The organism is Oceanobacillus sp. E9 (assembly GCF_001741975.1).
Lineage (GTDB): Bacteria > Bacillota > Bacilli > Bacillales > Amphibacillaceae > Oceanobacillus > Oceanobacillus kimchii.
Window position 1 is genome coordinate 713726 of sequence record NZ_LSNA01000001.1, and the last position, 12104, is coordinate 725829.

General features: G+C 36.2%; 12 protein-coding genes. All 12 read left to right on the forward strand.

Going from position 1 to position 12104, the window contains the following annotated elements:
* The first annotated feature begins 213 nt into the window (after positions 1-213).
* The 12 genes from metG to glmU all read left to right on the forward strand — a co-directional run bounded on the left by metG (position 214) and on the right by glmU (position 12075).
* Complete coding sequence (metG, locus tag AQ616_RS03390; RefSeq protein ID WP_069685061.1) at positions 214-2235, forward strand: methionine--tRNA ligase; 2022 nt, start codon at positions 214-216, stop codon at positions 2233-2235.
* A gap of 130 nt (positions 2236-2365) precedes the next feature.
* Positions 2366-3136 (forward strand): TatD family hydrolase, encoded by a 771-nt coding sequence (locus AQ616_RS03395; protein ID WP_017798808.1) that lies wholly within the window; start codon positions 2366-2368, stop codon positions 3134-3136.
* Positions 3137-3392: 256 nt separating this feature from the next.
* Complete coding sequence (locus tag AQ616_RS03400; RefSeq protein WP_084822426.1) at positions 3393-4613, forward strand: G5 and 3D domain-containing protein; 1221 nt, start codon at positions 3393-3395, stop codon at positions 4611-4613.
* 85 nt (positions 4614-4698) lie between these two features.
* Entirely contained in the window at positions 4699-5289 is a 591-nt protein-coding gene (gene rnmV, locus AQ616_RS03405; protein ID WP_069685062.1) for a ribonuclease M5, read from the forward strand.
* Positions 5258-6142 (forward strand): 16S rRNA (adenine(1518)-N(6)/adenine(1519)-N(6))-dimethyltransferase RsmA, encoded by an 885-nt coding sequence (rsmA, locus tag AQ616_RS03410; RefSeq protein WP_069685063.1) that lies wholly within the window; start codon positions 5258-5260, stop codon positions 6140-6142. The genes rnmV and rsmA overlap by 32 nt, the downstream gene beginning before the upstream one ends.
* A gap of 85 nt (positions 6143-6227) precedes the next feature.
* Positions 6228-7103, forward strand: coding sequence for a sporulation peptidase YabG (yabG, locus tag AQ616_RS03415; RefSeq protein WP_017798812.1), 876 nt, complete (start codon positions 6228-6230; stop codon positions 7101-7103).
* 240 nt (positions 7104-7343) lie between these two features.
* Positions 7344-7592, forward strand: a complete 249-nt coding sequence (veg, locus tag AQ616_RS03420) for a biofilm formation stimulator Veg (protein WP_011064455.1) — start codon at positions 7344-7346, stop codon at positions 7590-7592.
* A 289-nt stretch (positions 7593-7881) separates the two neighbouring features.
* Positions 7882-8055: a small, acid-soluble spore protein, alpha/beta type gene (locus AQ616_RS03425; RefSeq protein ID WP_011064456.1), complete on the forward strand. Its 174-nt coding sequence runs from the start codon at positions 7882-7884 to the stop codon at positions 8053-8055.
* Positions 8056-8213: 158 nt separating this feature from the next.
* On the forward strand, positions 8214-9065 hold the full coding sequence (gene ispE / locus AQ616_RS03430; protein WP_069685064.1) for a 4-(cytidine 5'-diphospho)-2-C-methyl-D-erythritol kinase: 852 nt from the start codon (positions 8214-8216) through the stop codon (positions 9063-9065).
* Positions 9066-9133: 68 nt separating this feature from the next.
* Positions 9134-9943 (forward strand): pur operon repressor, encoded by an 810-nt coding sequence (purR, locus tag AQ616_RS03435; protein ID WP_017798814.1) that lies wholly within the window; start codon positions 9134-9136, stop codon positions 9941-9943.
* 165 nt (positions 9944-10108) lie between these two features.
* Entirely contained in the window at positions 10109-10399 is a 291-nt protein-coding gene (gene spoVG, locus AQ616_RS03440) for a septation regulator SpoVG (protein WP_011064459.1), read from the forward strand.
* Between the two features lie 308 nt (positions 10400-10707).
* Complete coding sequence (glmU, locus tag AQ616_RS03445) at positions 10708-12075, forward strand: bifunctional UDP-N-acetylglucosamine diphosphorylase/glucosamine-1-phosphate N-acetyltransferase GlmU (RefSeq protein WP_069685065.1); 1368 nt, start codon at positions 10708-10710, stop codon at positions 12073-12075.
* Positions 12076-12104: the final 29 nt, after the last annotated feature.

The window sequence follows — 12104 nt, forward strand, 5'->3', positions numbered from 1 at the left end:
ATCAGAATACCAACAAATTGCTCACTTGTCAATCAAATTTTACTAAAAGTGGAAAAATTTGATTAGTTCTTTGGTCACCGTTTATTTCGTCACAATAATGGCAACGGTATAGAAGAAGCAAAGAGCGGTAAATGTACACGATTTGGCAAATTACGTTATAATAGCTACAATAGAATCTATATATAATAAGGAAGAGATTTAGGAGGCACACGAATGGCAAGAGAAAATGCATTTTATATAACGACGCCAATATACTATCCTAGTGGAAAGTTACATATTGGAAATGCGTATACTACAATCGCATGTGATGTAATGGCACGATATAAACGCATGCGTGGATTTGACGTTTTTTATTTAACAGGTAGTGATGAGCATGGACAAAAAATAGAACAAAAAGCGAAAGAGATGAATATTTCTCCAAAAGCCTATGTAGATGATATGGCTGAAGGGATGAAAAAATTATGGAATACGTTAGAAATTAGTAATGATAAATTTATTCGTACAACAGAAGAACAACATAAAAAAGTAGTCGCGGACATATTTGAACGATTCTTAGAACAAGGTGATATTTACTTAGATGAGTATGAAGGATGGTATTCGGTTCCTGATGAGACATTCTATACTGAAACACAGTTAGAGGATGTTGAAAGAGATGCCGATGGAAATGTTATCGGCGGTAAGTCTCCAGATAGTGGACATCCAGTAGAATTAATTAAAGAGGAATCTTATTTCTTCCGGATGAGTAAATATGCGGATCGCTTGTTAAAATTCTATGAGGACAATCCAGGATTTATCCAACCAGAATCTCGAAAAAATGAAATGATTAATAACTTTATTAAACCGGGTTTAGAGGATCTAGCAGTTTCTCGTACAACATTTAGCTGGGGGGTACAGGTTCCAAGCAATCCAAAACACGTTGTATATGTATGGATTGATGCACTTACCAACTATATTACAGCTTTAGGATATGGTACAGATGATACTTCCCTTTATGACAAATTTTGGCCAGCGGATGTGCATATGGTTGGAAAAGAGATCGTACGATTCCACACTATTTATTGGCCGATTATGTTAATGGCTCTAGACTTACCTCTACCAAAAAAAGTCTTTGCCCATGGCTGGCTTTTAATGAAAGATGGAAAAATGTCGAAATCAAAAGGGAACGTCGTTTATCCAGAAATGCTTGTCGAACGTTATGGTTTAGACGCGTTTCGTTACTACCTCATGCGTGAAGTTGCTTTTGGTAGCGATGGAGTTTTTACACCGGAAGATTTTATTTCTCGAGTAAATTACGATTTAGCAAATGATCTTGGAAACTTATTAAATCGCACAGTGGCGATGATTAACAAGTATTTTGATGGAAAGGTGCCTGAATTTAAAGGTGAAGTAACGAGTGTTGATGGTGAATTACAAACAATTGCAAATAACGCCGTCGAAGAATATGAAAAACAAATGGAAGGCATGCAATTTAGTGATGCATTAAAACAAGTTTGGATCTTAATTTCGAGAGCGAACAAATATATTGATGAAACAGAGCCTTGGATATTAGCAAAAGATGAAGGTCGTAGAAATGAGTTAGCAAGTGTAATGGTTCATTTAGCAGAAAGTTTACATGCGGCTGCACTTATGTTACAACCGTTCTTAACTCATGCACCGAAGAAAATTGCAGAACAACTTGGTCTAGGAGAAGAATATGGATTAGATTGGAATACAATTGGTTTCGGCAATTTCCCAAAAAATACAACCGTTGTTAAGAAAGGTACACCAATCTTTCCTCGTCTTGATTTGGATGAAGAAGCTGCGTATATTCGTGAACAAATGGCTAATGGCGCAAAAGGTACTACTTCAGAAGATGAGGCTGGCGACTGGGATCCTAATGAGACTGACCTTATATCTGAAAAAGAAAAACAGATTAAATATGATGTATTTGATAAGGTTGAGCTGAAAGTGGCTGAAGTTAAAGATTGTAGTAAAGTAGAAGGCGCAGATAAGCTATTAAAATTCCGATTAGACGCTGGAGATAAAGGAGATCGACAAATACTTTCTGGTATAGCTGAATACTACTCAGACCCGGAGCAATTAATCGGGAAAAAAGTTGTCATCGTCGCTAATTTGAAGCCACGTAAAATGCGTGGAGAAATTAGTCAAGGTATGATATTATCAGCGGAATACGACGGCAAACTACAAATTGTCGAAGCACCAAGTGAAGCCCCTAATGGTTCGTCAATTTCTTAAGTGTAAAAGAACTAAAGTAAAAAGTAAAAACTAACAGGTAATTCATACCGAGCTATAATTGGGTGACAGTTCTTGGATATCCGAATTATAGCTCGATTTTTATTCAACAAAAAGAAAAGGATGAACAGGTATGTTATTTGATACTCATGTACATTTAAATGCGAAACAATTTGAAGACGATCGTGAAAAAACTATTCAACGAGCGTATGATGCCGGCGTGAAGAATATGGTGGTTGTCGGGTTTGATCGAGAGACAATACCATTAGCAATAGAGATTGCAGAAAGCTATCCGGCTATTTATGCTGCAGTAGGTTGGCACCCTGTAGATGCTATTGATATGACTGAAGAAGATCTTAAATGGATTGAACAATTAAGTTTCCATCCAAAAGTGGTTGCCATTGGAGAAATGGGGCTTGACTATCATTGGGATAAATCACCAAGGGATATTCAAAAAGAAGTATTCCGTAAGCAAATAGCACTTGCAAAAAAAGTAAACATGCCGATAATTATTCATAATCGAGAAGCAACGGAAGATATTATAAAAATTTTACAAGAAGAAAATGCAAAAGAGATTGGCGGAATTATGCATTGTTACAATGATTCGGTCAAATATGTACAAGATTGTTTGGACATGAATTTCTATATTTCTTTAGGTGGACCTGTAACCTTTAAGAACGCACCGCTTCCAAAAGAAGTTGCAAAAGAAGTTCCTTTAGACCGTTTATTAATTGAAACAGATGCGCCGTTTCTAGCTCCTCATCCAAATCGAGGAAAAAGAAATGAGCCTGCTTATGTTCGATTAGTCGCCGAACAAATTGCTTCTTTAAGAGATATGAGTGTAGAAGAAATTGGTGAAATTACTACTAGGAATGCAAGACAATTTTTTAATATTAACGAATAAAAATTACTCTTTATTGTCATAATCGAACTAAAAAATGGAAAAAATCAAGGGGATAAACGGACTGTTTATCCCCTTTTTTTACAATTTGATAACAAGCTTTAGGACTAGGTGCATCATAGCATTTCGTCCAATATCCCTAGATTATTGATGAATTACCAGGATAAATGTAATTGGTTTGTAAACGAACCGTAAACGGAATAGCTTTGACTTTGCATATACCTGTTAATATAATCAATTGGAAGTGAGGGGGGCTTTTATGATGAAGCTAATTTCAAGGTTATCAAGGTCGAAACAGAAATTGATAACATCAGGTATTGGTGTTTTTGTATTAATTCTTTTTTCGAGTTTTGTAATGTACGAAGCGACAAAAGCGGAAGTAGTATTTGCTGAAAACGGAGAAGAACAAACAATCAACACACACAAAGATACTGTTGGAGAGCTTCTGACCGAATTAGGAGTTGATGTTGGCAAACATGATCTCTTATCGCATCAATTGGATGCCTTGATTCAATCAGGAATGACAATTGATTATGTAGCTGCTAAAGATATAACCATTGCTATTGATGGCAAAGAAAAAGATTACAGTACAACTGCCGAAACGATTGCAGCATTTTTTGAGGAAAATAATCTAATGTTTACAGAAGACGATCAATTATCTCATAAAACTTCAAGTAAGATAGAAGATGGACTACACATAGATGTTATAACAGCCTTTGAGGTAGAGATTCAGAATGGAAATGACAACACAACTGTCATGACAACTGGCGGAACAGTTAAAGAAATTATAGAAAAGGCTGGGGTATCTTATGATCAAGACAGCAAAGATAAAATAACTCCTGGTTTAGATGAAGAAGTTGAAAAAGGAGACAAAATAGAAGTAGTTCGAGTAACAGAGGAAGAAAAAGTAGTCGAAGAAACAATTGATTATGAAACACAAACAAAAGAGGATAGCTCCTTGCCAAAGGGAGAAGAAAAAGTAATTACTGAGGGTGAAAATGGTCAAGTCACAAAAACATACATGGTTACGATGGAGAACGGGGATGAAGTAGACAGAGAACTTATTGACGAAGTTGTAAAAGACAGTGTAGCAAAAGTAATTGCAGTTGGAACAAAAGAACCTAAAGCTCAGCAAGCATCCAGCAATCATACCAATCAATCATCTAAGAATGCGAGTTCGGGTTCAAATGGAAAAACTTTAACAATGAAAGCTAGTGCTTTTACAGCTAGTTGTAGTGGTTGTTCTGGTGTTACTGCTACCGGCATTAATTTAAGTAGTAATCCCAATATGAAAATTATCGCAGTAGACCCTAACGTCATTCCACTTGGTACGAAAGTACATGTAGAAGGATATGGTGAAGCTGTTGCTGGAGATACGGGCGGCAATATTGTCGGCAATCGTATCGATGTGCATGTGCCATCTAGTTCTGATGCGTATGCATGGGGTGTACGCACTGTGAAAGTGACAATTTTAGATTAGCATATTTTTATATGACGAAGGATAAAATGCTCTTATCATGCTATTATGGTAAGAGCATTATTTTTGTATGTTCGGAGGAAAGGTTATGAGAGTGAAGGAAATAATTGTGGTAGAAGGCAGGGATGATACAGCTCGAATCCAATTAGCAGTCGATGCGGATACAATTGAAACGAATGGTTCAGCGATAAACAAACAAACATTGGAAAAAATTCGTCATGCTAAAGAAAAACGTGGAGTAATTATATTTACGGATCCTGATTACCCGGGCGAACGTATTCGTAATATTATTAATGAACATATCCCAGGATGTAAACATGCTTTTTTACCAAAAGAAGAAGCCAAAAATAATAAATCTGACCGTGCGAGTTTAGGAATTGAACATGCCAGTGTAGAAGCAATACAAAAAGCGTTGGAACATGTATATGAATTAGAGGAAATGAAAACAAGTGATATTAATAAGGCGGACCTTATTGATTATGGACTAATTGGTGGAAAAAAGGCAAGTGTACGCCGTGAAAGGTTAGGGAAACGATTGAAAATCGGACACACTAACGGTAAGCAATTATTAAAGCGACTCACACAGTTCCAAATTAGTAAAAAACAGTTAGATGAAGCTATGGAATTAATAGATCAGGAGGTTCAACATGACGACCAAATACATCGCAACTCCTTCTAGAACGAAGGAAATTTTAGGTAAATATCATTTCACATTTAAAAAAAGTTTAGGACAGAACTTTTTAGTGGATGTTTCGGTTTTACAAAATATCATCCGCCATGCAGGTATTACAAAAGATACTGCTGCAATTGAAATTGGTCCAGGAATTGGAGCATTGACGGAGCAGTTGGCAATACATGCGGATAAAGTTGTTGCATTTGAAATTGACCAACGACTATTGCCTATATTAGAAGATACATTGGGTGAATATTCGAATGTATTTGTGATCCACCAAGATATTTTAAAGGCGGATGTGACACAAGTTATTGCAGAACATTTTCAAGAAGGTCAAGAAGTTCATGTCGTGGCAAATTTACCGTATTACATTACGACTCCTATTTTAATGAAATTAATTCGTGACCGGTTACCAGTAACAAGTTTAACAGTCATGATTCAAAAAGAAGTAGCAGATCGAATGTCTGGCAAACCGAATTCGAAAAGCTATGGTTCCTTAAGTCTTGCAGTACAATATTATAGCGAGGCAAAAGTAGTAATGAATGTACCAAAGCAAGTATTTATGCCACAACCGAATGTCGATTCAAGTATATTGCAACTAACTATCCGGCAACAGCCTCCTGTAGATGTTACCGATGAAGATTTCTTTTTTGAAATTATCCAAGCAAGCTTTGCACAGCGCCGTAAAACATTAAAAAATAATCTCTCCCGCTTTTTTAAAGGAGTTCATGATAAAGAGAAAATTGAACACATATTACAAGAAGCAGGGGTTGATGGGATTCGAAGAGGCGAGTCACTGACCATGGACGAATTCGCACAAGTAGCAAATTCGTTTTATCAATACCAAGAACTTAAATAATGTGTATAGTAGGTTGGTATGCAAAAGGCACAATAGCCTGCTTTTTCTCATATGGTATAGGAGACATATCGTGTGAGGTGTACTGATGGTTATTGCAAATGGAGAGCTGGTGACACGAAAGTCATATGAACATGATTTATTATTTCGTGTAATAGAGATTAAAAAAGATATCGCTGTTTTGCATGGAGAGGATATGCGATTAGCTGCAGACGCCCCTCTTAATGATTTAACAAAAGTAGATCAGCGAGAGAAAAAGAGAAGAAAAGAACAGGAAAAAGAAAAGCAAGAAACATCGTATAGATTATTTAGGCAAGATTATCAGTTAATGAAGGAAAAACGAAATTATGAGGCAACCGAAGGGTATTCGAATGCAGCCAATTATTTTCAATTACCTGCGAAAGTATTGCATATGGATGGAGATGCAAACTATTTACGAAAATGTATACAATTATATCAACGAATAGGATTACAAGTTCACGGGGTGCATTTAACAGAAGTGCAAATGCCAGAAGAAATTAATGATCTATTGGAACGTATTCAACCAGATATACTTGTTATTACAGGTCATGATGCATATTCAAAAAACAAGGGATTAAAGAATGATTTGCGTGCATATCGGCATTCAAAGTATTTCGTGGAAACAGTAAGGGAAGCAAGAAGAGTGGTCCCTAACCTTGATCAGTTAATTATTTTTGCGGGCGCATGTCAGTCACATTTTGAATCCATTATTCGCGCTGGTGCCAATTTTGCTAGCTCCCCTTCGAGAGTAAATATCCATGCGTTAGATCCTGTTTATATTGTTGCCAAAATAGCATATACACCTTTTATGGAGAGTGTATCGGTTTGGGAAGCACTTAGAAACACGTTAACAGGAGAAAGAGGATTAGGTGGTATCGAAACGAAAGGTTTATTACGAACGGGTATGCCTTTTGTAGAGGATAGTAATGAAGAGGAAATGTAAAGAGTCTTCCAGAAAAGAGAGGGCTCTTTTTTTATTTATAGACAGTTATTAGCTATCTAAAATGATTATCAGTTTGCTTTTCTTAACAAAATATACATATTTAATGAATATCTACACATAATAACATAAATAGACAAAAATTATTGTTGACAGCAAAAACAATATGCTGATATAATATAAAGTTTTGTTTGACTTTTGGACAGGGGTATGTTAAAATTATCCTATGTGAGGTGGAGTGTAGTGGCAAAGACATTAATAGAAATTAAGCAAGGTCTTGAGTGTCAGGTAGGTCAACGATTAACACTCAAAGCAAATGGTGGACGGAGAAAGACGATTGAACGGTGTGGAATACTGGCAGAGACATACCCATCCGTTTTTATCGTAGAGCTTGATCAAGACGAAAATGCATTCGAACGTGTTTCCTATAGCTATGCAGACATACTAACAGAGACGGTAGAGTTGAATTTTCTAAAAGAAGTTCAACAATAACTTAGAAACAGTAGACAAGTCTTCGTCTACTGTTTTTTTAGTAAGTATAAAATTTTTGATTTCATATGTTTTTGCTTCAGGAAATGAATAATACATATTCTTATTTATCCCGCATGTAGATGAGGCAAAGCAAAAGAGGTATCTGAAGGAAACCACAGGACGTAAGTCTCCACTTTATGCATTTTAATTACTACCTCGCTTGGATAATTCTAACTCGTCTATCTTATATAAAGTTACATAAACTATAGTTGCCGGATAGTAAAAGCTTATTTAGAGGGGGAACTTTTTCATGGGAAGACGTGGAATTATGTCAACGCAAATGAAAGAGGAAATAGCTAAGGAGTTAGGGTTTTACGATACGGTAAAGCAAGAAGGTTGGGGAGGCATTAAATCAAGGGATGCCGGAAATATGGTGAAGCGAGCAATAGAGATCGCTGAGCAACAGATGAGAGGCAAATCCTAAATTTAGGGATTTGTCTTTTTTTTAATTCGTCTTTTGAGAATTTACTTAAGGAAGTATTTATACCTCGATTTAATATTTATTCGCCTCAATATCTCGAATATGGTACAATAATCTATATTTTTAAGCCCGTGTATAAAGAAAGAAAGGTAGGTGATCTGGTGATTGTCATGGAGAAAGCACCTGCAAAGATTAATCTGTCTTTAGATGTTTTGCATAAACGAGATGATGGTTATCATGATGTTGAAATGGTGATGACAACCATTGATTTATCTGACCGAATCGAATTACAACAACTTCCTAAGGATGAGATTCAAGTTGCGTTGGAAAGCAGATATGTTCCCAGTGATGAACGAAATTTAGCTTACCAGGCAGCTAAATTATTTAAAAACACATATCAAATTCCATACGGAGTTCGTATCCATATTGAAAAAAACATTCCTGTATCTGCAGGTCTTGCTGGAGGGAGTACAGATGCTGCAGCTGTTTTACGAGGATTAAATCGCTTATTTCACGTAAATGCGCCTTTGAAAGATTTAGCAACATTAGGTTCAAACCTGGGGGCGGATGTAGCTTTTTGTGTATACGGAAAGACAGCAATCGCAAAAGGGTTCGGAGATCAAATTGAGTTGCTTCCATCACCACCACACTGTTGGGTAATTACTGCAAGACCAGATATAGGAGTATCCACTAGAACGATTTTTGAACGGATTAATCTACAAAACCTTCATCATCCTGATACCAAAAAAGTTTTAGAGGCACTACAACAAAGAGATTTTTATCAAATTTGTATGAGTTTAGGAAACGCTTTGGAAGATATAACATTTGCGATTCATCCGGAGGTTTTCCGAATTAAGAATGCAATGCTACAAGCTGGTGCAGATGGAGCGATAATGAGTGGTAGCGGACCAACTGTATTTGGTCTAGTGCAACATTTCAGTAAAGCACAACGGATTTATAATAGTATGCGTGGTTTTTGTGAGGATGTACAATTGGTACGGATTTTAGGGTGAGTATTGTTTAAAGTCGTATATTAATGATATATTATATTTAAAACATTCGGATTTGGAGGTGTAACAACGTGAAAAGAAGTAATCGATTAGTAGTTTTGACAGATTATTTCCTGGAAAATCCAAGAAAGCACATTAAACTAACTCATTTTGTAGAGCTTTGTAATACAACGAAGTCCTCGATTAGTGAAGATTTAGATATCATTCATGACGTATTTCAGCAGCAAGGAATGGGATATTTACAACGAACCACTGGAGCTGGTGGTGGAGTACATTATATACCAGAATTTACTTCTGAAAAAAGTGAAGCATTTATAACGGAACTGCAACGTCAACTAGAAGACCCAGTCCGTATTTTGCCAGGTGGATATCTTTATATGAGTGATATATTAGGAGATCCAAAAATGGTTCGTGAAATTGGAAGAGTGTTTGCTTCTCGTTTTTCCAATTTAGAAATAGATGCAATTGTAACGGTAGCAACCAAAGGAATTCCCTTAGCGTATGCTGTTGCCTCATTTTTAAGTGTGCCAGTAGTGATCGCCAGAAGAGATCCAAAAGTTACGGAAGGATCATCTGTTAGTATTAATTACGTATCTGGTTCATCTCGTAAGATACAAACAATGGTATTACCTAAGCGTAGTTTAAAAGAAGGATCGAATGTCTGTATCATTGATGATTTTATGATGGCAGGAGGAACAATTGCTGGGATAAAGAGTTTACTGGAAGAATTTAATGCAACAGTAAAAGCAATTGGTGTATTAGCAGAAGCTGAAGATGAGGAAGAAAGAATTGTTAATGACTATACTTCTTTAATAAAAATTTCGCATGTAGATCTACAAAATAATACAATTACGATATTACCAGGTAACTATAACAATTAGATGTATAATTTATTAGGTCTTTTTATCCGTGATTTTTCATCTATTACCTTTTTCTTATATTATTATTAAAATATTTCATTTTTTTTGCAATTTAAAGCAGGAATTTTATTTGTTTTGTTGAATTAGTTAAGAAGTAAGATCAAAGAGAAAAGGTGGTGAAACATCATGGAAGTGACTGACGTTAGATTACGCCGCGTAAATACAGAAGGAAGAATGCGAGCGATTGCATCAATCACGTTAGACCAAGAGTTTGTTGTCCATGATATACGCGTAATCGACGGTAATAATGGACTATTTGTGGCTATGCCATCAAAACGAACTCCAGATGGTGAATTTAGGGACATAGCACACCCTATTAACTCCGGAACCCGTTCTAAAATCCAAGAAGCTGTATTAGCGGAATATCAAAAGGCGGGCGAAGATGAAGTAAACTACGAAGAAGCAGGTGCTTCATAATTAAATATGATTGTGATAGGAGAAGGATTTAATCTTAAAGCAGGTTATCCTTCTTTTTTGTTGTTATCAAAAAAGTTCCCCGAAATTTTCTATCCTATAAGGGAATTGTACTGAAACGATATATTTTTGCGATAATTGGACTTTAGTCCTTTGTAGCTTGCTTTTTAGCTAGATGCTGTGACACTCCATAATATTCTATTGTTTCCAACTAATTCCTTTAATGTATCAATGTTTTCACTTTTATTGAAAAGATGGGCCAATTACGATATATTTTTAAGTGGATATTTAGAGATAATGGAGGTTTCCTAATGGCGAATCGATTTGCTGTAATATTAGCAGCGGGGCAAGGGACTAGGATGAAATCAAAGCTACATAAAATGCTTCATCCAGTTGCTGGCAGACCAATGGTGCAACATGTCGTTGATCAGCTGCAACAGGTTAACTTAAATAAAATTGTTACTATTGTTGGATTTGGAGCAGAAAAGGTGAAGGCACAACTTGGCTCTTCAAGTGAATTTGCATATCAAAAGGAACAGCTAGGTACCGGCCATGCTGTTTTACAGGCAGAGGATCTATTGAAAGATGAAAAGGGTGTAACAGTTGTTGCTTGTGGAGATACACCTCTTATTCGTGATGAAACGTTCGAAGCACTGATTCAATATCATGAGCAAACAGGAGCTAAAGCAAGTGTTCTTACAACCAAAGTAGAAAACCCAATGGGATACGGTCGTGTCGTTAGAAATGATCAAGACGAGGTTGAGAGAATCGTTGAACATAAAGATGCCAATGAAGGTGAAAGATTAATTCAGGAAATTAATACGGGGACGTATTGTTTTGACAATCAAGCCTTATTTGCTGCTTTAAAAGAGGTTTCCAATGATAATGCACAAGGCGAATATTACTTACCTGATGTAATTAAGATATTGCGCCATCAAGGGGATACGGTTAGTGCGTTCTTGACTCCTGATTTTGATGAGACAATTGGAATAAATGATTTTATAGCACTTGCAGAAGCTGAAAAAATAATGAAAAAGCGCATTAATGAAGAACATATGCGCAATGGTGTCAGTATTATTGATCCTGAACAAACTTATATTGAACCGGATGTACAAATTGAATCAGATGTTATTCTCCATCCTGGAACAGTATTAAAGGGTGAAACAATTATTCGTACTGGGGCAGAAATCGGCCCGCATACTGAACTTGAGGATTGTGAAGTTGGAGAGGAAACTGTCATAAGACATAGTGTTGCTACAAGTAGTAAAATAGGGAATAGAGTAAATATTGGTCCATTTGCCCATATTAGACCAGCGTCACACGTGGGTAACGATACAAAGGTTGGAAATTTCGTAGAGATTAAGAAAACAACCCTAGGAGACCATAGTAAAGTATCTCATTTAAGCTATATTGGTGATGCTGACGTTGGAGAACGTGTTAATGTTGGCTGCGGAACCATTACAGTAAATTATGACGGTACGAATAAGTATTTAACTACAATTGAAGATGATGCATTTATTGGTTGTAATTCGAATCTAATTGCACCTGTAACGGTTGGAAAAGGTTCTTACGTAGCTGCCGGATCTACTATTACAAAAAATGTACCCGAAAATGCATTATCGATAGCAAGAGCAAGACAAACGAATAAGGAAGAATATGCATCTAAATTCAAAAAATAGATTAACAATTTTATGGAGGTAATCAAAAA

Bases quoted from the DNA above. Each gene is read 5' to 3' on its own strand.
- metG (WP_069685061.1), top strand. From the start codon at position 214: ATGGCAAGAGAAAATGCATTTTATATAACGACGCCAATATACTATCCT.
- AQ616_RS03395 (WP_017798808.1), top strand. From the start codon at position 2,366: ATGTTATTTGATACTCATGTACATTTAAATGCGAAACAATTTGAAGAC.
- AQ616_RS03400 (WP_084822426.1), top strand. From the start codon at position 3,393: ATGATGAAGCTAATTTCAAGGTTATCAAGGTCGAAACAGAAATTGATA.
- rnmV (WP_069685062.1), top strand. From the start codon at position 4,699: ATGAGAGTGAAGGAAATAATTGTGGTAGAAGGCAGGGATGATACAGCT.
- rsmA (WP_069685063.1), top strand. From the start codon at position 5,258: ATGACGACCAAATACATCGCAACTCCTTCTAGAACGAAGGAAATTTTA.
- yabG (WP_017798812.1), top strand. From the start codon at position 6,228: ATGGTTATTGCAAATGGAGAGCTGGTGACACGAAAGTCATATGAACAT.
- AQ616_RS03425 (WP_011064456.1), top strand. From the start codon at position 7,882: ATGGGAAGACGTGGAATTATGTCAACGCAAATGAAAGAGGAAATAGCT.
- spoVG (WP_011064459.1), top strand. From the start codon at position 10,109: ATGGAAGTGACTGACGTTAGATTACGCCGCGTAAATACAGAAGGAAGA.
- glmU (WP_069685065.1), top strand. From the start codon at position 10,708: ATGGCGAATCGATTTGCTGTAATATTAGCAGCGGGGCAAGGGACTAGG.